Genomic DNA, 22542 nt, shown 5'->3' with positions numbered 1-22542 from the left:
CGGGCCACTCCTGCCCGTCAAGGGTGCGGAAGTGCCCTGCGGCCTCCCGAAGCCCCTGGCACACCCTTCGGCAAGATCGGCCGGTTCCGCCTCTTGACGCCGGCGGCCGCCCGCTGATCCCCCACCCCCCGGGGGTTGCGGTCCGCGCTCGTGCGGAACGCACTAGGCTGGAACGGAAGTGACCTGCCTGTTCACTGTGAGTGGTGCGTTGGAGTGGCGAGATGAGCCCGGAGTATCCGTTCGACGAGGCCGCGACGGCCCGGGCCGTCGTCGACGACGTCGGCACGCTCATCGGGTGGAACGAGGGCGCCCGTGCCCTCCTCGGCTGGTCGCAGGACGAGGTCGTGGGCCGGCCCGCGGCAGAACTCCTGACCGGAATCCTGCCCCTCCCCACCGGTTCCCGCTGGGACGGAACGGTCACTTTGCGCCACCGTGACGGCCGTCCGGTGTCCACCTGGCTGCTCGCCCACCACAGCCGGTCCGAGGACGGCCGGCCCGGGCAGTGGCTCGTCGTCACCCCGCTCGCCGGGAGCGGCCCCGCCCGCTCGGACGACCTGCTCGCCGCGGCGGGGCTGGTCCAGTCCCCCTGCGCCGTGGCGATCTACGACGAACAGCTGCGGCTGCGCCGGATCAACGACGCGATGAGCGAGGTGATCGGGCTCCCCGAGGAGCGCGTCAAGGGACTGCGGCTCTCCGAGATCGGCGGCCGCCCGCAGAGCGCCGAGCTGGAACGGCACATGCTGCGGGTGCTCCACAGCGGCCGGGCCCGGGACGTGGAGACGTTCATGCGGACCGGCGGGGAGGACCACGCGCACGCCTGGCTGGCCCGGATGGCGCCGGTCACCGACCCGGCCGGCCGGATCCGGGGCGTGTGCCTGGCCGCCCACGACCTCACCGAGAACCACCGCTCCCGTGAGCGGCTCCAGCTGGTCAACGAGGCGAGCGTGCGCATCGGCAGCACCCTCGACGTGACCCGCACGGCCCAGGAACTGGCCGAGGTGTGCGTCCCCGCGCTCGCCGACTTCGTCAGCGTCGACCTGCTCGACCCGCAGGACGGCGAACCCCCGGCCCGGTTCGTCCCGCCGGTGAGCCTGCGGCGCGCGGCGCACCATTCGGTCAACCCCGGCAGCCCCGAGGCGGTGGCCAAGCCCGGCGAGGCGCAGGACTACCCGGCCGGTTCGCCGCAGGCCGACTCGCTGGCCGCGGGCCGCACCGTCGTCGGCACGGTGGCCGACGGCGGACTGGACTCCTGGCTGGCCTGGGACCCGGCGCGCGCCGCCCGGGTGCGGGAGATCGGCATCCACTCCACGATGTCCGTGCCGATCCAGGCGCGGGGCGTCACCCTCGGCGTCGCCGTCCTCACCCGGTTCCGGCGGCCCGAGCCCTTCTCCCCCGACGACGTGCTGCTGGCGGAGGAGGTCACGACCCGCGCCGCCGTCTGCATCGACAACGCCCGCCGCTACTCCCGCGAACGCGAGACGGCCCTCGCCCTGCAGCGCAGCCTGCTGCCGCGCACCCTGCCGCGCACGGCCGCCGTCGAGGCCGCCTCCCGCTATCTGCCGGCCGCCCGCGCCGGGGTCGGCGGCGACTGGTTCGACGTCATCCCGCTGTCCGGAATGCGCGTGGCCATGGTCGTCGGGGACGTCGTCGGACACGGCGTCCAGGCCTCGGCCACGATGGGCCGGCTGCGCACCGCCGTGCGCACCCTCGCCGACATCGACCTCGCCCCCGACGAGCTGCTCACCCACCTGGACGACCTGGTCGTCCGGCTGTCGGAGGAGGCCGGCGGCGAGGGCAGCCCCGGTGAGGTCGGCGCGACCTGCCTGTACGCGGTGTACGACCCGGTGTCGCGGCGCTGCACCCTGGCGCGCGCCGGGCATCCCCCGCCGGTGCTGCTCCGGCCGGACGGCGCGCCCCGGCGGATCGAGCTGCCCGCCGGCCCCCCGCTGGGCGTGGGCGGGCTGCCGTTCGAGTCCGCCGAGCTTGAGGTGGCCGAGGGCAGTGTGTTCGCCTTCTACACCGACGGCCTGGTCGAGTCCCGCGAACGGGCCGCGGACGCCGGTCAGCGGCTGCTCAGGGCGGCGCTGGCGGACCCGTCGGACTCCCTGGACGAGACCTGCGACCGGATCCTGCAGACCCTGCTGCCGGCCGGCGGCGCCGCCGACGACGTGGCCCTGCTGCTCGCGCGCACCCGGGGCCTGCCCGCCTCCCAGGTCGCGACCTGGGACATCCCCGCCGACCCGTCGCTGGTCGCGCCGATCCGCAAGCAGGCCGTCGAGCAGCTGTCGCGCTGGGAGCTGAGCGACGCGTCGTTCACCACGGAGCTGGTGGTGAGCGAGCTCGTCACCAACGCGATCCGGTACGGCTCCCGCCCGATCCGGCTCCGGCTCATCCACGACGCGACGACGCTGATCTGCGAGGTCTCCGACCACAGCCACACCGCCCCGCACCTGCGCCGGGCGAAGACCTGGGACGAGGGCGGCCGCGGCCTGCTCCTGGTCGCCCAGCTCACCCAGCGCTGGGGCACCCGGCACACCACCGAGGGCAAGACGATCTGGGCGGAGCTGGCGCTCCTCGAGGAGGAGTGAGTCGGTTCTGCTGTTCCGGAAGGCGTGAAGCGGTTCTGCTGTTCGCTTGGGCGTGAGGCGGTTCTGCTGTTCCGGAAGGCGTGAAGCGCTCCTCCCGCCGACCCGGCCGCACGGGGCTCTTACCCGAACATGTTTTCATGGACGGGCTCCCGGATCCCTCGATGCGCGGGCAGCTCCCCGTCCTGCACCGTCCCGGAGATCCGCCCTGAACACCCCGCTCGCCGAAAGCCTGTCCGTCCTCCTGCTCGCCGCCGCTCTCGGGTGGGCCGTGCTGCGTCCCGCCGGACGGTCGGAGGCCCTGGTGGCCGTCCCCGCGGCGGCGGTGGTGATCGCCCTGGGGGCGGTGTCGCCGGAGCACGCCCTGACGGAGGCCGAGCGGCTCGGGCCGGTCGTCGGCTTCCTCGCCGCGGTGCTGGTGCTGGCGCACCTGTGCGACGTCGAGGGGCTGTTCACCGCGTGCGGCGCGTGGATGGCCCGCCGGGCGGCCGGCCGGCCCCGGCGCCTGCTGGTCGCGGTGTTCGTGCTGGCGTCGGCCGTCACGGCGGCGCTCAGTCTGGACGCCACGGTGGTGCTGCTGACGCCGGTGGTGTTCGCCACCGCCGCCCGGATGGGGGTGCGCTCGAGGCCGCACGTCTACGCGTGCGCGCACCTGTCGAACACCGCCTCGCTGCTGCTGCCGGTCTCCAACCTCACCAACCTGCTGGCGTTCACCGCGAGCGGGCTGACCTTCACCCGCTTCGCCGCCCTGATGGCGCTGCCGTGGGTGGTCGCGATCGGTGCCGAGTACCTGGTCCTGCGACGGTTCTTCGCCGCCGACCTGCCCGCCGCCGAGCCCACCGCCGACGACGGCCCGGAGCCCGAACTGCCGCTGTTCGCGCTGGTCACCGTGGCCTGCACGCTGGCGGGGTTCGTGGTCGCCTCCGCCCTCGGGGTCGAACCGGCCTGGGCCGCGCTGGCCGGGGCCCTGGTGATGGCCGGGCGCGCGCTGGCGCGCCGGCGCGTGACGCCCCTCGCCGTGGTGCGGGCGGCCACTTTGGGGTTCCTCGCGTTCGTGCTGGCGCTCGGGATCGTGGTGCGCGCGGTGGTCGACAACGGTCTCGCCGCCGCGCTGCGGCACGCGCTGCCCGGCGGTTCGGGTCTCCTCGCTCTGCTGGCCGTCGCCGCGGTGGCCGCCGTCCTCGCGAACCTGATCAACAACCTGCCCGCGGTGCTGGTCCTGGTGCCGCTGGCCGCCCCGGCCGGGACCGGGGCGGTGCTCGCGGTGCTGCTCGGGGTGAACATCGGCCCGAACCTGACCTACGCCGGTTCCCTCGCCACGCTGCTGTGGCGGCGTGTGGTGCAGGAGCGCGACGAGCAGGTCGAGGTCGGCGAGTTCACCCGGCTCGGCCTGCTGACGGTGCCGGCCGCGCTGATCCCGGCCGTGGTGGCGCTGTGGGCCTCGCTCCAGGTGATCGGCGCCTGACCGCCCGGTTCAGCGCTGCCCGCCGCCGTAACCCCCGTAGCCGTAACCGCCGTACCCTCCGTAGCCGTAGCCATATCCGCCGGAGCCGTTTCCGTAGCCGCCGGGCGAGCCGGGCCGGCCGCCGGAGCAGGGGTTCCCGTACCAGCAGGACGTGTCGCCCGGACTCGGGGACGCGCCCCCGGACGCCGTCGGGGCGGCGGACGGCGTCGACGTGGGCGACGGTGTCGGGGCCGGCTTCGCCGCCTTCGGCGTGGCGGACGGGGCCGGGCTGTCGGACGGGTCGCTGTAGGCGCCCCAGTTGACGAACTGCATCTGCGGGTCGGGCTGCGAGGTGTCGATGACCCACCGCTGGGCGGCGCCGTCCACCCGGTTCTTCAGGACGAGCGCGCCCGAGCCGTCGGTTGCGGCGGGCGCCAGAGCGAGGTTCTGGCCCGAGCGCGGGACGAGCGTGCCCTGCAGGGTGAAGTCGTACTGGACGTTCTTGACGTCCGGCTGGGCGGCGCCGATGCACGGGGCGAGCCGCACCGAGTAGCCGAGCCGGGAGTCGAGGCAGAGGTCGGGGGCCGCGGCGCTGCGCAGCAGTCCGTTCGGGTCGTACGCCCACTGCTGGCCTGCGGCGGAGGTGCAGGCGGCGAGCCGGGCCTCGGTGCCGCTGACCGGCTTGGCCCCCTCGACGGCGATGCACAGCCCGGAGGCGACGTTGTGCAGACGGCCGCGCACGGTGCCCTGGGCGGCGGCGTCCGCGCCGGTCCAGGACGGGTCGCCGGTGGCCCTGTCCGTGCCCGGGGCGTCGGACTCCGCGGCCCCGCTGCCCGCCGCCGGGGCGGCTCCGTCGCCGGAGTCGATGGCGGCCCACACCAGCAGCGGCAGGACGACGAGCCCGCTCACGGTCACCACCGCGGCGGCGAGGTTGCGCCGACGGGCGGCGCGACGGGCCGCCTTCTGCGCCGAACGGCTCGCGCCGGGGCGGGAGTCGGTGTCGGCCGCGGAGCCGGGGCGGAGGTGTGCGTCGGCCTCGAAGCCGGGCGCGGACCCTGCCGCGGATCCTCCCCGGGGGCCGGCCTGGGCGGTGGCGGCCGCGGAGAGGTCGCCGAAGCGGGCTCCGATCCGGGAGGCCAGGCCGGACCGCGGGCGGCCGCGGGTCACGGGTCGGGCCGCGGCCTCGGCCGAGGCGGTCGCGGAGGACCCGTCCGTGAAGGCTTCGCCCGCGTAGCCGCGGAACTTCTCCCCGGGCGCGTCGGCGGACTCGCCGTGGCCCGCCACCCTGATCTCCACGTAGGCCGCGGCCGCCCAGCCCAGGATGCCGTCGGCCAGGGCGGTGCCGAGCAGTCCCTCGAACTGCAGCAACTGATCGGCGGTGTGGGTGCAGTGCCGGCAGCCGTCCAGGTGGGTGCGCAGGTCGGGGTCGAGGTCGCCGCCGCCGCGTCGGCAGGTGACGTCCAGCAGTCGGTGGTAGCGGTGGCACTCGTCGTCGGTGGCGAGTTCGCGGTGGACCTGGAGGCACTCCTCCCGCAGCCGCTCGCGGGACCGGCTCAACTCGCCGCGGGCGCCGTCCTCCTCGAGGCCGAGCAGGCCCGCCGGGACCGCCAGGGGCTCGGCCTCGACCTCGACGTGCCAGAGCAGGCAACGAGCCGCCTCGGGCAGCCGCTGGAACGCCCGGGACAGCATGCGCCGGTTCACGGGCGGCAGCATGAGGGCGTCCGCACGGCCGGCGACCGCGCCGTCGCCGGCGTCCTCGGAGCGCAGCGTGGGATGCAGCAGATCGCGGCGGCCGTCGGTGTCCCACTCGGCCGCGATACGGCGGACGGTGACCAGCAGATGGGGCCGCCAGGCGGCGGTCGGACCGTTCTGCCGCAGGGTCTCACCGAACAGCCGGGTGAACGCGGCCGTGGTGAGCATGCCGGCCGCGCGCTCGTCGTCGGTGCACAGCCGGGCGTAGGTGAAGGCGGCCCCCCAGTGCCGGTCGAGCAGCTCACCGACGGGATGCAGCGCGGGCGACGCCCCCGTCCATTTCTTCAGCTCCGCGCTGAGCTGTTCGTCCGTCGCGTCGAAGCGGCGCGCCGAAGGGGAATTCGACAGGCCTGCGTCATTCACGGGCTGCATTCCTTCCGGGGCATGCGGCATAACGTCCATACCATCGGGTTTGCGGTTCCGCCGCGCGGCGGGACGACTCGCACAGGGTTCGACGCCTCTGACGTCCGCGGGGGACGGCTCTCGTGAAGCATGGGAGGTGTGACGGGAGGCGTCTCGTGCGCACGATGGGAAAATCGTTGTCCGCGCGCCGACAAGGCACACCTTCGCACAACCGGACCAGGACGAACAAGAGATCACACGGTTTCGTACACGGGCACCGGCCGCCACTTATTGACGAAATGTCAACACGACATCGCCCTGTGGGGCGGTCGCGGTACACAAGTCCCTTTTGACGCCCTTTCGAGGCGCCTTTCCGGACGTAAATGGCGGGCCATTCCCTCACCCCGCGGCACCCCCTCGTGCCCCGCCTTTCGCATCGCCCCGCCCGCGGTTACGGTGCCAGTCGCGGCAGCGGACCGAGGCGGCAGCGGATCGAGGCGGCACGGGGACCGAGGAGGCCACACATGACAGTCACGGACATCGACGGCGCCGGGGCTGCCCGCCCGGGCGAGGCGGGACTGCGGCAGTTCCGGGAGGACGGTTTCACCGTCGTGCGCGGGCTGTTCACACAGGACGAAGTCGACCGGCTGTGCGCCGAGTTCGAAGCGCTGCACGCGGCGGGGCGGCCGGTGCCCGGGCATTTCGAGCCGCGCCCCGGCGCCGTGGACCCCCTCGCGGTGTATCCGAGAGTGATGCACCCTCACGAGATCAGTCCGCTCGCCCGCCGGGTGCTCCTCGACGCCCGACTGCGGAGCGTGCTGGAACAGTTGCTCGGCGAGGAGGTGCTGGCCGCGCAGAGCATGTTCTATTTCAAGCCGCCGGGCGCCCGGGGCCAGGCGCTGCACCAGGACAACTTCTATCTACGGGTCGAACCGGGCACATGCGTGGCCGCCTGGCTGGCCTGCGACGAGATCGACCGTGAGAACGGCGGTCTGGAAGTCGTGCCCGGCACGCACCGGATGGACCTGTTCTGCCCGGAAACGGCCGACGCCCAGGTGTCGTTCGCGCGGGAGTACGTGCCGCCGCCGCCCGGACTCACGACGACGCCGGTCGACATGGCCGCGGGCGACGTGCTGTTCTTCAACGGCAGTCTGGTGCACGGATCACAGCCCAACGGCAGCGGCGACCGGTTCCGCCGGTCGTTCATCGGGCACTACGTCGGGCGCTCGACGGAACGGATCGGCGAGTTCTACCGGACGCTGACGATGAACGGCGAGCGGCTGACTCTGCCGGTGAGCGAGGGGGCGGGGCCCTGCGGCACGGAGTTCGCGCCGCAGGGCCCGCACTGACCCTCGGTTCGGGGGCGCGTGAAATCCGGTTGCCCTCGGGCGCTCCTCACCCGCAGGATCCAGCCATGCTCACTTTCGATGCCTCTCTGCCGCCGACGTCCGCCGCCGCTCCCACGGCACCGGTCCAGCAGCAGTCCGGCCGTCCCCGGAGGCGCGACGCCGTCCGACGGTGACGGCCGCGCTCGTCGCGGGCCTGGTCGCGGGTTACGGCATCGCCGTGCCCGTCGGCGCGGTCGCGACCTACCTCGTCTCGCTCACCGCCCGCACCTCCCTGCGCACCGGGGTGTGCGCCGCGCTCGGCGTCGCCACCGCGGACGGGCTCTACGCCCTGGTCGCGGCCGTGGGCGGCTCCGCCGTCGCGGCCGTGCTGCGGCCGGTGCTGACGCCCCTGCGCTGGGCGTCGGCCCTGGTCCTGCTGGTGCTGGCGGTCCGGGGTGCACGGAGCGCCGTACGCACGTACCGGGCGCGCCGGCTCGCCACCCGGTCCGCACCGCCTCCGCCCGGTCCGGCCCGGGCCTATCTGAGCTTCCTCGGCATCACCCTCCTCAACCCGACGACCGTGGTCTACTTCGCCGCGCTGGTCCTGGGCGCCGGCCGCGCCGACCCGGTACGGCCCCTGGAGCAGGGCGTGTTCGTGCTGGCGGCGTTCGTCGCCTCGGCGAGCTGGCAGGTGCTGCTCGCCGGTGGCGGCGCCCTGCTGGGCCGCGCGCTCACCGGCCACCGTGGGCGCCTGGTCACGGCCCTCGTGTCGAGCGGGGTGATGACCGTGCTCGCCGTCCGGATGGTGACGTAGGCGGCCGGACCTCCCGCTGGTGATGCAGTCGGTCGGACGTGCGGATGAAACACGCGGCCATCGGTGTTGCAGCTCTGTGCGGGCCGGACGCGAACCACGCGAACCACGCGGACGGAGCGACGGCATGACGGTACAGCGACATGACGAAGGGGACGGAAGAGATGCCTCTCAAAGGCGAGTACGAACCCAGCCCGACACAGTGGGTGCGCGAACAGGTGGAGCTCTACGAAAGCTCCGGCGGTACCGAGGGGACGACCCTTCGGGACACGGGCCTGCCCGTCATCCTGCTGACCACCCTGGGAGCGAAGAGCGGCCGGATCCGCAAGACCCCGCTGATGCGCGTCGAGCACGACGGCCGGTACGCCCTGGTCGCGTCCCAGGGCGGGGCGCCCAAACACCCCGTCTGGTACCACAACATCAAGGCTCTCCCCCAGGTCGAGCTCCAGGACGGGCCGGTCAAACAGGACATGACGGCCCGAGAGGTCACCGGCGCGGAGAAGGCCGAGTGGTGGGACCGAGCCGTCGCCGCGTATCCGCCGTACGCGGATTACCAGACGAAGACGGACCGGGAGATCCCGGTGTTCGTCGTGGAACCGGACGGGAGCCGCTGACCCCTTTGGGATCACTCGGGCGGCGCCCCCTGCCGGGAAGAGCCGGCAGGGAAGCCGGGCAGAGAATCCGCGGCGGGAACGCATGAGCGCGTTCCCGCCGGGCATCCGACCGTCAGGCCCCGCCGCGCTCCCCCGTCGCGGCGGGGCTTTCCGCCGTCTCCCCCGCGGGCCGGTCGGTCACGTCGAGGAAGATCTGGCCCGCCTCGGGGATCGTCGAGGCGATCGACCGCTTGATGCGGACGGCGACCTCCTCGACGCGCTCGCTGTCCAGGCCCGGCATGAGATCCACACGGGCCGCCACCAGGACCGCGTCCAGTCCCATCTGCATCGTGAACACCGCTTCCACGCTGTCGATCTCCGGCTGGGCGTCGAGGAGCGCGCGGATCCGCGCACCGGTCTCGGGGTCCGCGGCCTCGCCGATGAGCTGGTCGCGGGCGTCGCGGCCCAGCCGGAAGGCGACGTAGACGAGCAGCACGCCGATCGCCAGCGACGCGGAGGCCTCCCAGACGACCTGCCCGGTGACCATGTGCAGGGCCATGCCGATCACGGCCAGGGTGACGCCCAGCACCGCCGTGCCGTCCTCCGCTACGACCGTGCGCAGGGCGGGGTCCCGCAGGCCCGCGCTGCCGCCCTGCCGGCGCACCTGGTGCAGGGCCCGCGCCAGTGAGGCGCCCTCGGCGAGGAAGGAGACGCCGAGCACGATCAGGCCCGCCACATAGCCGCTGAGCTTCTCGTCGGCTCCCGTCCGCAGCGCCTCGACGCCCTGGAAGAAGGAGAAGCAACCGCCCATCACGAAGATCCCGACGGCTGCCAGGAGCGACCAGAAGAAACGCTCCTTGCCGTAGCCGAAGGGATGCCGGCGGTCGGCCGGGCGACGGCTGCGGCGCAGGGCGGCGAGCAGGAACACCTCGTTCAGGCTGTCGGCCACGGAGTGGGCGGCCTCCGACAGCAGCGCCGGCGACCCGGCGAGGACGCCGCCCAGCCCCTTGGCGACGGCGATGACCAGGTTGGCGGCCAGCGCCACGAGCACGGTGACGCGTGTCCGGCGATCGGCTGCGCCGGATGTGCTCGGCCGGCCTGCTCGTTCACCCGTCTGTCCCGCTGTCCGGCCGGTGCCGGAATCGTCCGCCCCCTGACTGGCTCGGGCCTTCGTATCGGCCGGCTGATCCGCGTTCCGTTCTGAAGGTGTCGTGCTCACCTTCGCCGCATTCCCCCGCGGATCGCGATCACACCGTGCCGTCGGCCGAAAAGGGGGAAGGCGGGGAACAGGAGAGGCGACACCACCGGGAGGAAACCATGGGCGACGGGGGCGGCGACGGCAACAGCGCGTACGGGCACACGGCCTTCAAGCGCGCCAGGAGCCATTTCACGGACCGGATCACCGCGGACGGCCGGGACGGCTGGCCCGTGGCGGCGGACCGCTACCGGCTGGTGGTCAGCCGCGCCTGCCCCTGGGCGAGCCGGGCCGTGATCTCCCGGCGGCTCCTCGGTCTGGAGGGCCCGCTGTCGATGGCGATCACCGATCCGGTCCAGGACGACCGCAGCTGGCGGTTCGGCCTCGACCCCGGCGGCCGCGACCCCGTCCTCGGCATCCGGTACCTCGCCGAGGCGTACGAGCGGCGCGAGCCCGGTCACCCGGGCGGGGTCAGTGTGCCCGCGATCGTCGACGTGCCGAGCGGGAAGCTGGTGACGAACGACTACCAGCGGCTCACCCTCGACCTCGCCACCGAGTGGACGGCCCTGCACCGCGCCGGCGCGCCCGACCTGTACCCGGACCGGCTCCGCGACGAGATCGACGCGGTCATGGCCGACGTGTACGAGGACGTCAACAACGGGGTGTACCGGGCGGGGTTCGCCGACGGCCAGGACGTGTACGAGGAGGCGTGCGCGGGAGTCTTCCGCCGGCTGGAGCTGCTGACGCCCCGGCTGGCGCGGCAGCGGTACCTGGTGGGCGACACCCTGACCGAGGCGGACATCCGGCTGTTCACCACGCTGGTGCGTTTCGACGCCGTCTATCACGGTCACTTCAAGTGCAACCGCTGGAAGCTGACGGAGAATCAGGTCCTGTGGGCCTACGCCCGCGATCTCTTCCAGACGCCCGGCTTCGGCGACACCGTCGACTTCGACCACATCAAGCGGCACTACTACCGGGTGCACACCGGCATCAACCCGACGGGGATCGTCCCGCTCGGTCCGGACCTGGCCGGGTGGCACTCCCCGCACCGCCGGGAGGAGCTCGGCGGTCGCCCGTTCGGCGACGGCACACCGCCCGGCCCGGTGCCGGCCGGTGAGGAGGTACCGGCAGCCGGCCGGGCCCGCCGCCCCTCCCCCATGACAGAGAAGGAGTGAAGAGATCCATGGCCAAGAAGAGGAAACTCCCCCTTGTCTACCAGCCCGTCGGATTCGCGCTGGGCTGGGCGAGCGGCGCCCTGGCGGGGCTCGCGTTCCGCAAGGCGTGGAAAATGATCCGGCACGAGGACGACGCCCCGGACGCCCTCGACCAGGACCGCGGCTGGGGCGAGGTCCTGCTGGCCGCCGCGGTGCAGGGCGCCATCTTCGCGGCCGTCCGCAGCGCCGCCGACCGCACCGGCGCCAAGGCGATCGAGCGCTCCACCGGTGTCTGGCCGGCCAAGGAGAAGGGCGGCCGCGACTGACGCCCGCCCGCCGTCACGGACCGAGGGCGCGCATGCGCGGTGCGCGGGGGCTCAGCGGTCGCGGTGGCACGGTGACACGGGAGCCCGGTTCCCCTCCGGAGCGCCGGGCGCCTGCCCATGGGCGGGGCCCGCGCTCCGGGCGTGCGCCGGGTCGGTCCGGCCTCGGGGCGTCAACCCTGCCTCGGGGCGTCAGCCCTGCTTCGGGGCGGCCGAAGGCGCCAGGCGGAGAGTGAAGGAGTGGCCCGCCGGATCGGCGTAGCCCCGTTCCTCGTGAGGGCCGGGGGCGCCCTTGGTCTCCAGGGGGCGACCTCCCAGGCCGACCACCCTGCGCTCCACCTCGTCGAGGTCGTCGACCAGGAAGTCCAGGTGGGCCTGGAGCGAGTTCTCGGGGCGGGGCCAGCTCGGCGGGGTCGCGTTCACGTCGCGCCGGAAGGCCAGACGGGTGCCGTCGTCGCTCCTGATCTCCACGCGGTTCGCGGTCCGGTCGATCTCCTCGGCTTCCAGCAGCCCCTTGTAGAACTCGGCGAGCTTCTCGGGCTCGGCACAGTCGAGCACCACGACGCCCGCTTTCACCAGTGCCATGTCGTCGTCTCCTCCACGAGATCCGGCCGGGCGGAGCGCCCCGCCTCCGAACCCTGCGGATACCCGCGTTTCGGCCGCGCACGGGGCCGGGTCGACCACCCCTGGACTTCTTGGACAGGTGTCCCGCTATAGTGGACACCTGTCCAAGAAGTTGAGGGAGACCATGGAAATCCTGGCGAACGTTCTGGTCGCCCTGGTGGCCGCGCTGCATCTCTACATCCTGGTGATGGAGATGTTCCTGTGGCAGAAGAAGCCCGGGCTGTCGTTCCACGGCTTCGACGCCGAGATGGCGAAGAAGACCGCCGCGATGGCCGCCAACCAGGGGCTCTACAACGGTTTCCTCGCGGCGGGCCTGGTGTGGGGGCTGATCGCGGCCGACCCCACCGGCTTCCGCGCCCAGGTGTTCTTCCTGTCCTGCGTGATCGTCGCGGGCGTGTACGGAGCGCTCACCGCGAACCGCCGGATCCTGTTCGCGCAGGCCCTGCCGGGCGCCCTCGCCCTGGTGGCCGTCCTCGTCGCGCAGTGACCCGCGCGGAGCCCGAGGACCCGCGGGCGGCCCGCACCCGTGCGCGGCTGCGTTCGGCGCTGCTCGCCGAGTGCGCCGAGCGGCCGCTGGAGGAGGTGGGCGTGGCCGCCCTGGTGCGGCGGGCGGGTGTCGGCCGTGCCACCTTCTATGTGCACTATCCGGATCTGCAGGCCCTCGCCGTCGACGCCTGCGCCGACGTCGTGCGGGAAGCCGTGGTGGCGTTGCACGCCTGGCAGGGCCGCCCCGACCCGGTACGGGCACCGGCCGCTCTGGCGGGGTTCTTCGCGTCGCTGACCCCGCACACCGCGCTCTACCGCACACTGCTGACGCCGGGCGGCGGCGGGCCGCTCGGCCGGGTGCTCCACCGTGACCTGCGCGCCTACAGCCTGCGGGAGCGGCAGCGGGCGGGCGCGACGGACGCGCCCCTGGTCGCCTCGGCCGTAGCCGCGACCTTCGCCGGCGTCCTGGCGGACTGGCTGCACGGCGACCTGGACGGCTCACCCGCCGAGATCGCCGACCAGGTGTGGCAGTTGCTGGTCGCACTGCACGCGAGCCGCTGAGCAGGCCCGACCGAACGCCTCCCGCCGAGCGACGAGCCGACACCGAGCGACATGCGGCGAGCGGCAGCCGGAAAGGGGCCGGCACGAGCGGCGAGCGAACAGCCGAGAGCCGCGGCAAGCGGCACGGGTCGTTCAGCGGTGCGGCGTCGTCTGGAACGTCCTGCGGTACGCCTGCGGGGAGACACCGATGGCCGCGTGCAGGTGCTGACGCAGCGAGGCGCCCGTGGCGAAGCCGACGCGGCCGGCGATCTGGTCCACGGAGAGGTCGCTGGCCTCCAGCAGACGCCGGGCGTGCGCGACGCGCTGCTGGATCAGCCAGCGGCCGGGACTGATCCCCGTCTCGTCGTGGAACCGGCGGGCGAAGGTACGCAGACTCATCCGGGCGTGCGCGGCGAGCTCGGCCAGGGTGAGCGGCTCGCCGAGCCGCCGCAGGGCCCAGGCTCGGGTGTCCGCCGTGCTCGCCGCGCCGGCCTCGGGAACCGGCTGCTCGATGTACTGGGCCTGGCCGCCGTCCCGGAAGGGCGGGACGACACATCGGCGGGCCACCTTGTTGGCGAGTTCGCTGCCGTGGTCCTTGCGGACGAGGTGCAGGCAGACGTCGACGCCGGAAGCGGCTCCCGCCGAGGTCAGCACACGGTCCTCGTCGACGAAGAGGACGTCCGGGTCGAGCTCGACGCGCGGGTACCTGCGGCGGAACTCCTCCGCGACGCACCAGTGGGTGGTGGCCCGGCGGCCGTCGAGGAGGCCCGCGGCGGCGAGCACGAACGCGGCGGTGCAGATGGAGACCAGGCGCGCGTCGGGACGGATCCGGGCGAGGGCCGCGGCGACCGCGTCGGGCAGGTGGTCGGTCATCCGGTCGGGTGCGACCGGGGCGATCACCACCGTGTCGGCCGTCTCCAGCAGCTCGGGACCGTGCTCGACACCGACCGTGAAGTCGGCGTTGGTGTGCACCGGCCGGCCGTCGACCGTGCAGGTCAGCACCTCGTAGTGGCCGTCGGCCGCGCCGAACACACGGCTCGGGATGCCGAGTTCGAAGGGGTAGACGCCGTCGAGGGCGAGGACGACGACACGGTGCTTCGCATGCATGGCACGATTCTATCGGAAGTTGGCAATCGTGCCATTTCCCGGCCGGTCACGGCCCGGCAGGCTGGTTCATCATGAGCACTGTGAACACCATGCGCGTCATCGGTCAGAGCGTCCTCGGCGGTCCCGAGGTCCTGAGGGAAGAGGAAGTGGAGCGGCCCGCGCCGGGTCCGAACCAGGTACTGGTGCGGGTGCGCGCCGCGGGCGTCAACCCGACCGACTGGAAGCACCGCGCCACGGGCGGCTTCCTGGGCGAGCCGCCGTTCGTCCTGGGCTGGGACCTCTCCGGAACGGTCGAGGCGGTCGGCATCGGCGTGGCCGCCTTCGTCCCCGGGGACGAGGTCTTCGGCATGCTGCCGTACCCCTACGGCCACGGCTCGCACGCCGAGTACGCCGTCGCGCCGGTCCGCGCCCTGTGGCACAAGCCGGCCGGTATCGACCACGTCCAGGCCGGCGCGCTGCCGTTGGTCTCGCTGACCGCCTGGCAGGCGCTGGTGGAGACCGCCGGTCTGGAAGCCGGGCAGCGGGTGCTGATCCACGCGGCCGCGGGCGGCGTCGGGCACGTGGCGGTGCAGATCGCCAAGGCGCGCGGGGCGTACGTGATCGGCACGGCCAGCGCGGGCAAGCACGGCTTCCTGCGGGAACTCGGCGCCGACGAGACGATCGACTACCGGGAGACCGACTTCACCGAAACGGTGAAGGACGTCGACGTCGTCCTGGACACCCTGGGCGGGGACACCTCAGTCGACTCCCTGCGCGTCCTGCGCCCGGGCGGGATCGTCGTGTCGATCCTGCCGGTCGGTTCCGGGGAACTGTACGCCGAGGCCGGGCGTCTCGGCGTCCGGGTGGTGCGGATGCTGGTGGACGCCGATCGGGCGGGGATGCGGGAGATCGCCCGGCTGGTCGAGGCGGGGCAGTTGCGCGCCACGATCGCGGGGACGTTCTCGCTGGCCGACACCGCCGAGGCGCACAGGCTCGGCGACACCGGCCGGACCACCGGGAAGCTGGTCCTGACGCTCGACTGACGAGACGTCAGGACACGGGTGGGAGCGGGTTCTTAAGAGGATTTTGCGGGTGTAGAGGATTTTGTGGGTGGATGGGCCTGTGGGTCAGAACGTCAGGACCGGCTTGATGGTCTTGCCCGAGGTCATGTCCTGGACCGCCCGGTCGATGTCCGCGAAAGGGTACGTGCCGATCAGACGGTCCAGCGGCAGCCGCCCCGCCTTGACCAGTTCGACCAGAGCCGGGATGAAGCTCTGCGTCTCGCTGTCGCCGAGGGTGAGGCCCACGACCCGCTTGCCGCCGAGCAACCCGTTGACGTCCAGGGCGACTTCACTGCCGAAGGGCGGTGCGCCGACCACCACCAGGGTGCCGCGGGCGGCGAGCGCGTCGACGCCCTGGCGCAGCACTGCCGTGTTGCCCGTGGTCTCCACGATGCCGTCGGCGCCCTGGCCGCCGGTGATCTCCGCGAGGGCGTCGCCGAGGGCGTCGCCGAGGGCGTCCCGGCCGGCGTCGACGGTGTGCGTGGCGCCCAACTCCATGGCCAGTTCCAGGCGTTCGACGACCCGGTCGACGGCGACGATCGTGGTGGCCGGGGTGAGGGCGGCCGCCATGACCGCCGACAGGCCGACGGCTCCGGCCCCGAGGACGACGACGGTGCTGCCCGTCGTGGGCCGGAGCACGTTCCACACCGCGCCGACCCCCGTCTGCACGCCACAGCCCAGGGGGGCGATCGACGCCAGCGGTACGTCGGGGTCGACCTTGACGAGGCTGCGCTCGTCGACCAGGGCCCGCTCGGCGAACGAGGACTGGCCGAAGAAGTGGCCGCCGAGCGGCTCGCCGCCCCGGCTGAGCGTGCTGGTGCCGTCCGCGCGGCGGCCGCCGAGGAGGTTCAGCGGCAGCCAGGAGGCGCAGTAGGCGGGGTGGCCGCCGTCGCAGTTGCGGCAGTCCCCGCAGGAGGTGAAGGACAGCACGACATGGTCGCCGGGGGCGACGCCGGTGACGGCCGCGCCGACCGCCTCGACGATCCCCGCGCCCTCGTGGCCGAGGACTCCGGGCAGCGGGAAGGGCAGTCCGCCGCTCGCCACGCCGAGGTCGGTGTGGCACAGCCCGGCCGCCACCAGCCGGACGACCGCCTCGTGCGGAGCGGGGTCCTCGAGGACGACCTCGGAGAGGGTGAAGGGCGCTCCGGCGGACTCGACGACGGCGGCGCGTGTGGTGATGGTCATGGGTACGGCTCCCTGTGTTTCGCGGCGTGTTCAGTCGAGCGAGACGACGACGGACTTGACCCTGGTGTACGACTCGAGCGCCTCGGGGCCGTACTCGCGGCCGAAGCCGGAGTCCTTGACGCCGCCGAAGGGGACGGCCGGGTCGAGCATCGCCCAGTCGTTGACCCAGACAATGCCGGCCTGGAGGCGGTCGGCGACGCGGTGCGCGCGGGCCAGGTTGCCGGTCTGGACGCCCGAAGCCAGGCCGTACGGCGTGGAGTTGGCGAGCGCGACGGCCTCGTCCTCGTCGTCGAAGGGCTGGACGGTGAGGACCGGGCCGAAGATCTCCTCCTGCACGAGACGGGAGTCGTTGGCGAGGTCGGCGATGACGGTCGGCCGGTAGTAGTAGCCGCCGTCGAGGTCGAGCCGCTCACCGCCGCAGACGATGCGGGCGCCCTCCTTGCGGGCGAGGGCGACGTACTCCTCGACCTTGCGCAGGTGCTTCTCCCCCGCCATCGGGCCGACGACGGTCTCCGGCCGCCGGGGGTCGCCGACGGGCACGCCGGGGACGGCTTCGGCGAGGATGTTCAGCATCGTGCTGTAGACCGGGCGGGCCACCAGCAGCCGCGGGCCTCCCATGCAGAACTGGCCGGTGTTGAAGACGAAGCCCTTGATGACGGCGCCGACCGCCTTCTCCAGGTCGGCGTCCTCGAACACGAGGTGCGCCGCGTTGCCGCCGAGTTCCATGGTCACCGGCTTGAGGTTCTCGCCGGCGATGCTCGCGGCGTGCCGGCCGACGGCGGTGGAGCCGGTGAAGGCGATCTTGTCGACGCCGGGGTGGCGCAGCAGCGCCTCGCCGGCCACCGGGCCGCTGCCGGTGACGACGTTGACGACGCCGTCGGGCACGCCCGCCCGCTGGAACAGGTCCGCCATGTACAGGGCGCTCAGCGGGGTCTCGTCCGCGGGCTTGTGGACGACCGTGTTGCCGGCGGCGAGGGCGGGGGCGATCTTCGAGCCGGCCAGGATCAGCGGGAAGTTGAACGGGGTGATCGCGGCGACGACGCCGAGCGGGCCGCGTCGGGTGTAGGCGAGGGCGTTCATGGGGGTGTCGCGGTGTGCGCCGTCCAGGGCGAAGGCGAGGGTGGCGAAGTACTCGTAGTCGTTGGCCGCGTTGGTGACGTCGACGGCGTGCGCCAAGGTGATCGGCTTGCCGACGTCGAGGCTCTCCAGCCGGGCGATCGCGTCGGCCTCGGCGCGGATCAGTTCCGCCACCCGGAGCAGGACACGGCCGCGCTCCCTGCCGCTGAGACCGGACCACTGCCCGGCGTCGAAGGCCTCCCGCGCGGCCCGCACGGCGGCGTCCACGTCGACGGCCCCCGCCTCCGCGACGGTGGTGACGACCGCGCCCCGTGACGGGTCGACCACCTCGGTCCGGGCTCCGTCCGCGGCCTCACGCCACTGTCCCCCGATGAACAGTCGACCGGGGCCGGTCTCGAAGGTGGTCATCGCCACTCCTCAGCATCGTCGCCAAGATTTCAACAAACAGGATTCCTGTTGGTTTGCAGTCTCTTCACAGGCAGGTTTCCTGTCAATGCTCTAGGCTCGGGCCCATGGCCGGCTCCCAGACGCGAAAGACAGCGTCCGCACCCTCGCCCCACCGGGCGCCCCCGTCCCTTCTCTACATGGTGAAGCAGGTCGAGCTGGTCGTGCGCTCCCATCTTGACGAGCTGGTCAAGCCGTCCGGGATCACGGCCCTGCAGTACACGGCGCTCACCGTGCTGCAGCGGCACGACGGGCTGTCGGCCGCCCAGCTGGCCCGGGACTCCTTCGTCACCGCCCAGTCCATCGCCGACCTGGTGCGATCCCTGGAGGGGCGCGGGCTGATCCGCCGCGAGCGCAATCCGCACAACCGGCGCGAGCTGCGGATCCTGCTCACCGACGCCGGGCGCGAGCTCCTCGACCGGCACGCCGGCCCGGTACGGGAGCTGGAAGAGCGCATGGTGGGGCAGCTCACGGCACATCAGACGGAGCAGTTCCGCGCAGCCCTGTCGACGGCCTGGCACGCCCTGTCGTAACCCTCCCGCCCCCTCCGGGCACCCCCCGCACCCCTCCGGGCACCCTCCCGCACCCCCTGCCGGCACCCGTCCCGCCCCCTTCGCCATCCCCTCCGGCCGCCCCTCCCTCCACCCCTCGGACCGCTCCTCGCACCCCCCTTCGCTCACGGCGCGAAAAAACTCGGCCAGAGTCGGCTGCATTTCGAAGACATATGTCAATCGAACATGCTGAGATTCACTCCAACGGGGGTAACTTGCTGGGGCGGGGAACTGCTGTGTGCTCCCCGCCCGTTGGAGGCTCCCGACCGGTGGAGCGGGTTGGAGGCGATGTCGTCGTGCAGCAGGCATCCGCGGCGGGCACCCCGCATCTGCGCGTCCGCCAGGACCGGGGGTACACGGTGCTGGAGTTCCACGGCGAGATCGACATCGTCGCGGCGGCCGAGATCGGCCCGCACCTCGACGACGCGACCGCGTGCGCCGCGCCGCGCATCGTGATCGACCTGACCCCGGTCGAGTTCTTCGACTGCTCCGGACTGCGTCTGCTCTACCGGGCCCGCGGGCGGGTCCTCGACCACGGCGGCCGTCTGCACCTGGTCTGCCCGCACCCGCTGACCCTGCGGATCCTGCGGGCCACCGGGCTGTCCCGGCTGCTGCCGCCCGCCGCGACCCTGGACGCCGCCCTGGAGCGGCCCGGGGCCGCCTCCGGCACGTTATGACGGCGCCCGGAAGCGCTGCTCGACGACCCTTCCGACCCGGCCGTCCCCCTATGGACTGCGCGCCGCGTCGAACAGGGCGCTGACGGACTCGCCGTTGTGGATGCGGCGAACGGCCTCCGCGAGGGCGGGGGCGATGGACAGGATCCGCAGCTTGTCGGTGTGCTGCTCGGCGGGCACCGGCACGGTGTTGGTGCACACGATCTCCAGCACGTCGGGCTGCTCGCTGAGCCGTTTCAGCGCACCCGCCGCGAACAGACCGTGCGTGCACGCCACCCGTATCGACCGCGGTTGCGACTCCCGCAACCGGTCGAGCAGTTCCAGGACCGTGCTGCCCTTGGCGATCTCGTCGTCGAGCACGATCACGTCCCGCCCCGCCACCTCGCCGATCACGGCGCTGATGCTGACCCGGTCGTCGGCGAACCGCTGCTTGGCGCCCGCCGCCACCTGGGCGCCGATCATCCGCGCGAAGGCCGCCGCCTCCTTGGCGTTGCCGAGGTCAGGCGAGACGACGGTGGTGCGGGTGAGGTCGTAACGCCGGAAATGCGCGGCCAGCTCCCGGTGGGCGTGCAGATGGTCCACCGGCATCGAGAAGAAGCCGTGCACCTGGGGCGAGTGCAGCGTCATGGTGAGCACCCGGTGGACGCCGGCCGCCGCCATCAGGTCGGCGACCAGCCGGCCGCCCAGCGAGATCCGGGGCGCGTCCTTCTTGTCGGAGCGGGCGTAGGAGTAGTGCGGCATGACGACCGTGATCCGGCCCGCCGACGCGCCCCGGGCCGCGTCGCACATCAACAGCAGTTCGACGAGGTGCTCCTGCACCGGCCTGACCAGGGCTGGACGAGGAAGACGTCCCGTTCCCGGCAGTTGGCCTGGAGCTGGACCTCCAAGCAGTCGTTGGCGAACCTGCTGAGGCGGGTGGGACTCAGGGGCACGCCGAGGTGGGCACAGACCTCGGCTGCCAGCTCGGGATGGGCACTGCCGCTGAACACGGAGATGTCTCGCACGATCGGCTCCTCGCTGATCATGTCCGGCTGGGGCGGGACCTCTCATGCTACGGACCGCACCCCTTTCGCCCACCTCGCGATCACGCCGTGACCCACCGGCCTCCTCCCCCGCCCCCTCCCCCGCTCCTCCCGGACCCGGGGAGATCCGGGACACGGCCGCCCGCCGGGCCCGTCCGATCCGGCGGGGCGGGACGCACCGGGGCGGATCGGCCGCCCGGGTGACATTTCCGGACCGGCCGAGCCCGGTCGCCGCCCTGACCGAGCGACGAGGTACGCGTGACGGGTGGCGGTGGCCCGTGCGTCGGGAGCGGCGCGACCGGCGGACCCGTACGTCACAGGTTGCCAACAAGGCGGTCTGACACCCCCATTGGCGGGAATCCGTGTCCTCAGGAAGGAGGGCCGTCCGCATGACGACTTCCATCGAGCCCACCGAGGCAGACAAGCCCGCCAGGCGCCTCCCCGGCCGCATGCCCGGCTGGGCCAAGGCACTCACCGCCGTCGTGGTCGTGCTCGTCGTGATGTTCGCCGGGATCCGGCTGAGCCTGCTGCCGGGACTGCGCGACTTCTTCGGCACCGAGACCCATGACCGTTCGGGCCCCGCCCTGCTCCAGTCCATCCAGGACATGAGCCGTTACGACGCCGCTTCCGGCAACTTCCAGGTCGTCGTGGACCTGGAGAAGGACGCCAAGTACCTCCCGGACGCGATCCGCGGCACCCGCACCCTGTACGTCGGGGCGGGCACCGTGGACGCCTACGTCGACCTCGGCAAGGTCGGCGACGACGACGTGACGGTCGACGAGGACCGCACCTCCGCCACGCTCCGGCTGCCGCACGCACTGCTCGGCACCCCGGCGCTCGACCCCGACCGCTCCTACGCGGTCTCCAAGCAGCGCGGCCTCCTGGACCGCCTCGGCGACCTCTTCTCGGACAACCCCGGCGGTGAACAGGCCGTGCAGAAGCTCGCGGTCCGCCATATCGGCGACGCGGCGAAGGAGAGCGAGCTGACCGCGCGGGCCGAGAGCAACACCACCGACATGCTGGAGGGTCTGCTGCACTCCCTCGGCTTCAAGGAGGTGAAGGTGGTGTACGGCTCCTGACCTCCTTCTCGGCGCCGGAACTCGCGTCCGGCGCCGGTCCGGAAGGTCGGCATCCTCGGGGTTTTCACGGGTAATCGCCCTGTCACACAGGGAAGTTGACTACTGGAGGACCGCATGGCCCGTGCAGCGCTACGTCCGCTCGCCGCGTTCCGCCCGCGCGGCGTCAAGAAACCCGGGAGGCCCGGCCCCGGAAGCCCGGGAAGCCCGAGGACGCGACCGGGACGGCTCCGCAGCCCGGCAAGAAGACCGACCGGAAGCCCGGCGCGAAGACAGGCCGGAAGACCGGCGCGAAGGACGGCGCGAAGGACGGCGCGAAGGACGGCGCGAAGACCGACAGGAAGAGCGCCGACAGGACGGCCGCTCGGCCGCTGCCGTTCCCGCTGCGACTGCTGGCCATGCTGTGCGCCTTCGCGTTCATGGTCGCGTTCGCCGTCGTGCTCGCCCGGATCACCCTGGAGCCGTCGCCCGCCTCCACGGCGCTGGTGCACTCCAACCTGCGGCCCGGCGACTCGCTGCGGGCCTATCTGGACCAGCCGGAACTGCGTGACGCCGGGAAGCAGATCGGCGGCAACCTGCTACTGGGCGTGCCCTTCGGCGTGCTGGTGCCGGTCGTCGCCCCCCGGGCGCGCGGGCTGCTGCGCGTGCTGCTGCTGACGGCGGCCGTCATGCTGCTGGTGGAGTTCGCCCAGGGCGCGCTGGTGACCGGACGCGCCTTCGACATCGACGACGTCATCCTCAACACGGCGGGCGCGCTGATCGGTTACCTGTTCCTGGGGCGCAGGGTCGGCCGGGCGGTACACGCCCGCAAGCCGCGCACGTGAGACAGGACGGGGGCTGGGGCGGGGGCCGAGACCGGCGCGGAGGCGAGGACCGGGCCGGTGTCTGTCAGTGCGGGTTCCAGGTGTACCGGTCCCCGCCCACCCAGCGCACCACGTCCGGGTCGTCGAGGTCGTGGACGGTGATGCCGTACGCGGCGGCGATCTCGAGGACGTCGGTCACGTCCCTGGCCTCGCCGACCACCTCGGCGTCGATTTCCACGATGCGGAACGGGACGGCGGCGGGCTGCACGCCGAGCACCATGATCCGCGGTCGGGAGATACGGAGGCTCGCGATTTCGGTCATGACATAGAGGGTAGAGCGGAACCGGTCCGCACGAATCATCTGATCCCGGACAAACAGCCTGGAC

21 protein-coding genes and 1 pseudogene are annotated in these 22542 nt (G+C 72.9%); 14 read left to right on the top strand and 8 right to left on the bottom strand.

The annotated features are described in order from the left end of the window. Positions 1 to 221 precede the first annotated feature (221 nt). Positions 222 to 2588: a SpoIIE family protein phosphatase gene (locus QA802_RS38310; RefSeq protein WP_334532883.1), complete on the top strand. Its 2367-nt coding sequence runs from the start codon at positions 222 to 224 to the stop codon at positions 2586 to 2588. A gap of 205 nt (positions 2589 to 2793) precedes the next feature. Next, positions 2794 to 4050 (top strand): SLC13 family permease, encoded by a 1257-nt coding sequence (locus tag QA802_RS38305; RefSeq protein WP_334535157.1) that lies wholly within the window; start codon positions 2794 to 2796, stop codon positions 4048 to 4050. A gap of 9 nt (positions 4051 to 4059) precedes the next feature. Here the strand turns inward: QA802_RS38305 and QA802_RS38300 are convergent, their stop codons facing one another. Further along, complete coding sequence (locus tag QA802_RS38300; protein ID WP_334532881.1) at positions 4060 to 6153, bottom strand: ricin-type beta-trefoil lectin domain protein; 2094 nt, start codon at positions 6151 to 6153, stop codon at positions 4060 to 4062. A gap of 494 nt (positions 6154 to 6647) precedes the next feature. On the opposite strand from QA802_RS38300, the gene QA802_RS38295 reads away from it, so the two are divergent. From QA802_RS38295 to QA802_RS38285, 3 genes are all read left to right on the top strand, one after another. Then, entirely contained in the window at positions 6648 to 7472 is an 825-nt protein-coding gene (locus QA802_RS38295; RefSeq protein ID WP_334532878.1) for a phytanoyl-CoA dioxygenase family protein, read from the top strand. Between the two features lie 169 nt (positions 7473 to 7641). Next, complete coding sequence (locus tag QA802_RS38290; RefSeq protein ID WP_334532875.1) at positions 7642 to 8265, top strand: LysE family transporter; 624 nt, start codon at positions 7642 to 7644, stop codon at positions 8263 to 8265. A gap of 161 nt (positions 8266 to 8426) precedes the next feature. After that, the gene (locus QA802_RS38285; RefSeq protein WP_334532872.1) at positions 8427 to 8876 is read left to right on the top strand and encodes a nitroreductase family deazaflavin-dependent oxidoreductase; all 450 of its coding nucleotides are present in this window, start codon (positions 8427 to 8429) and stop codon (positions 8874 to 8876) included. Positions 8877 to 8988: 112 nt separating this feature from the next. On the opposite strand, the gene QA802_RS38280 is transcribed toward QA802_RS38285, so the two are convergent. Further along, positions 8989 to 9906: a cation diffusion facilitator family transporter gene (locus tag QA802_RS38280; RefSeq protein ID WP_334532868.1), complete on the bottom strand. Its 918-nt coding sequence runs from the start codon at positions 9904 to 9906 to the stop codon at positions 8989 to 8991. Between the two features lie 266 nt (positions 9907 to 10172). Here QA802_RS38280 and QA802_RS38275 point away from each other — a divergent pair, with 266 nt between their 5' ends. After that, positions 10173 to 11225, top strand: coding sequence for a glutathione S-transferase family protein (locus QA802_RS38275; RefSeq protein WP_319169013.1), 1053 nt, complete (start codon positions 10173 to 10175; stop codon positions 11223 to 11225). Between the two features lie 8 nt (positions 11226 to 11233). Continuing rightward, complete coding sequence (locus QA802_RS38270) at positions 11234 to 11530, top strand: DUF4235 domain-containing protein (protein WP_319169014.1); 297 nt, start codon at positions 11234 to 11236, stop codon at positions 11528 to 11530. Positions 11531 to 11719: 189 nt separating this feature from the next. On the opposite strand, the gene QA802_RS38265 is transcribed toward QA802_RS38270, so the two are convergent. Beyond that, positions 11720 to 12112 (bottom strand): VOC family protein, encoded by a 393-nt coding sequence (locus QA802_RS38265; protein ID WP_334532864.1) that lies wholly within the window; start codon positions 12110 to 12112, stop codon positions 11720 to 11722. A gap of 163 nt (positions 12113 to 12275) precedes the next feature. Here QA802_RS38265 and QA802_RS38260 point away from each other — a divergent pair, with 163 nt between their 5' ends. Together QA802_RS38260 and QA802_RS38255 are read left to right on the top strand one after the other, a co-directional pair. Then, on the top strand, positions 12276 to 12638 hold the full coding sequence (locus tag QA802_RS38260) for a DUF1304 domain-containing protein (protein ID WP_334532861.1): 363 nt from the start codon (positions 12276 to 12278) through the stop codon (positions 12636 to 12638). Then, positions 12635 to 13198, top strand: a complete 564-nt coding sequence (locus QA802_RS38255; RefSeq protein WP_334532859.1) for a TetR/AcrR family transcriptional regulator — start codon at positions 12635 to 12637, stop codon at positions 13196 to 13198. Before QA802_RS38260 ends, QA802_RS38255 begins: the two co-directional genes overlap by 4 nt. A gap of 132 nt (positions 13199 to 13330) precedes the next feature. Here the strand turns inward: QA802_RS38255 and QA802_RS38250 are convergent, their stop codons facing one another. Then, positions 13331 to 14284 carry a GlxA family transcriptional regulator gene (locus tag QA802_RS38250; RefSeq protein ID WP_334532856.1) on the bottom strand — a complete coding sequence of 318 codons (954 nt, stop codon included), beginning with the start codon at positions 14282 to 14284 and terminating at the stop codon, positions 13331 to 13333. Positions 14285 to 14355: 71 nt separating this feature from the next. On the opposite strand from QA802_RS38250, the gene QA802_RS38245 reads away from it, so the two are divergent. Beyond that, the gene (locus QA802_RS38245) at positions 14356 to 15306 is read left to right on the top strand and encodes an NADP-dependent oxidoreductase (RefSeq protein ID WP_334532854.1); all 951 of its coding nucleotides are present in this window, start codon (positions 14356 to 14358) and stop codon (positions 15304 to 15306) included. 84 nt (positions 15307 to 15390) lie between these two features. Here the strand turns inward: QA802_RS38245 and QA802_RS38240 are convergent, their stop codons facing one another. Further along, positions 15391 to 16509, bottom strand: coding sequence for an NAD(P)-dependent alcohol dehydrogenase (locus QA802_RS38240; RefSeq protein WP_334532852.1), 1119 nt, complete (start codon positions 16507 to 16509; stop codon positions 15391 to 15393). Positions 16510 to 16539: 30 nt separating this feature from the next. After that, positions 16540 to 17994, bottom strand: a complete 1455-nt coding sequence (locus tag QA802_RS38235; RefSeq protein ID WP_334532850.1) for an aldehyde dehydrogenase family protein — start codon at positions 17992 to 17994, stop codon at positions 16540 to 16542. Between the two features lie 176 nt (positions 17995 to 18170). Between QA802_RS38235 and QA802_RS38230 the strand changes: the two genes are divergently transcribed. Continuing rightward, positions 18171 to 18563: a MarR family winged helix-turn-helix transcriptional regulator gene (locus QA802_RS38230; RefSeq protein WP_334532848.1), complete on the top strand. Its 393-nt coding sequence runs from the start codon at positions 18171 to 18173 to the stop codon at positions 18561 to 18563. 314 nt (positions 18564 to 18877) lie between these two features. Beyond that, on the top strand, positions 18878 to 19258 hold the full coding sequence (locus QA802_RS38225; protein ID WP_334532845.1) for an anti-sigma factor antagonist: 381 nt from the start codon (positions 18878 to 18880) through the stop codon (positions 19256 to 19258). Positions 19259 to 19306: 48 nt separating this feature from the next. On the opposite strand, the pseudogene QA802_RS38220 reads toward QA802_RS38225, so the two are convergent. Beyond that, positions 19307 to 20259: pseudogene (locus tag QA802_RS38220) on the bottom strand (ribose-phosphate diphosphokinase). 407 nt (positions 20260 to 20666) lie between these two features. Here QA802_RS38220 and QA802_RS38215 point away from each other — a divergent pair. Both QA802_RS38215 and QA802_RS38210 read left to right on the top strand, forming a co-directional pair. Then, a complete protein-coding gene (locus QA802_RS38215; protein WP_334532842.1) occupies positions 20667 to 21356 on the top strand; it encodes a DUF4230 domain-containing protein in 690 nt (229 codons plus the stop codon). A 368-nt stretch (positions 21357 to 21724) separates the two neighbouring features. After that, a complete protein-coding gene (locus tag QA802_RS38210; protein ID WP_334535154.1) occupies positions 21725 to 22177 on the top strand; it encodes a VanZ family protein in 453 nt (150 codons plus the stop codon). A 64-nt stretch (positions 22178 to 22241) separates the two neighbouring features. Here QA802_RS38210 and QA802_RS38205 read toward each other — a convergent pair whose 3' ends face one another. After that, positions 22242 to 22478, bottom strand: coding sequence for a hypothetical protein (locus QA802_RS38205; RefSeq protein ID WP_107445551.1), 237 nt, complete (start codon positions 22476 to 22478; stop codon positions 22242 to 22244). Positions 22479 to 22542 lie beyond the last annotated feature (64 nt).

The sequence above is a fragment of the Streptomyces sp. B21-105 genome (genome assembly GCF_036898465.1).
GTDB lineage: Bacteria > Actinomycetota > Actinomycetes > Streptomycetales > Streptomycetaceae > Streptomyces.
Note: the sequence above shows the minus strand (reverse complement) of the source record. Positions and strands in the feature narration are given on the sequence as shown.

Coding starts and splice junctions, on each gene's coding strand:
- QA802_RS38310 (WP_334532883.1), top strand. CDS start 222: ATGAGCCCGGAGTATCCGTTCGACGAGGCCGCGACGGCCCGGGCCGTC.
- QA802_RS38300 (WP_334532881.1), bottom strand. CDS start 6,153: ATGCAGCCCGTGAATGACGCAGGCCTGTCGAATTCCCCTTCGGCGCGC.
- QA802_RS38295 (WP_334532878.1), top strand. CDS start 6,648: ATGACAGTCACGGACATCGACGGCGCCGGGGCTGCCCGCCCGGGCGAG.
- QA802_RS38285 (WP_334532872.1), top strand. CDS start 8,427: ATGCCTCTCAAAGGCGAGTACGAACCCAGCCCGACACAGTGGGTGCGC.
- QA802_RS38275 (WP_319169013.1), top strand. CDS start 10,173: ATGGGCGACGGGGGCGGCGACGGCAACAGCGCGTACGGGCACACGGCC.
- QA802_RS38270 (WP_319169014.1), top strand. CDS start 11,234: ATGGCCAAGAAGAGGAAACTCCCCCTTGTCTACCAGCCCGTCGGATTC.
- QA802_RS38265 (WP_334532864.1), bottom strand. CDS start 12,112: ATGGCACTGGTGAAAGCGGGCGTCGTGGTGCTCGACTGTGCCGAGCCC.
- QA802_RS38260 (WP_334532861.1), top strand. CDS start 12,276: ATGGAAATCCTGGCGAACGTTCTGGTCGCCCTGGTGGCCGCGCTGCAT.
- QA802_RS38250 (WP_334532856.1), bottom strand. CDS start 14,284: ATGCATGCGAAGCACCGTGTCGTCGTCCTCGCCCTCGACGGCGTCTAC.
- QA802_RS38245 (WP_334532854.1), top strand. CDS start 14,356: ATGAGCACTGTGAACACCATGCGCGTCATCGGTCAGAGCGTCCTCGGC.
- QA802_RS38240 (WP_334532852.1), bottom strand. CDS start 16,509: ATGACCATCACCACACGCGCCGCCGTCGTCGAGTCCGCCGGAGCGCCC.
- QA802_RS38235 (WP_334532850.1), bottom strand. CDS start 17,994: ATGACCACCTTCGAGACCGGCCCCGGTCGACTGTTCATCGGGGGACAG.
- QA802_RS38230 (WP_334532848.1), top strand. CDS start 18,171: ATGGTGAAGCAGGTCGAGCTGGTCGTGCGCTCCCATCTTGACGAGCTG.
- QA802_RS38215 (WP_334532842.1), top strand. CDS start 20,667: ATGACGACTTCCATCGAGCCCACCGAGGCAGACAAGCCCGCCAGGCGC.
- QA802_RS38205 (WP_107445551.1), bottom strand. CDS start 22,478: ATGACCGAAATCGCGAGCCTCCGTATCTCCCGACCGCGGATCATGGTG.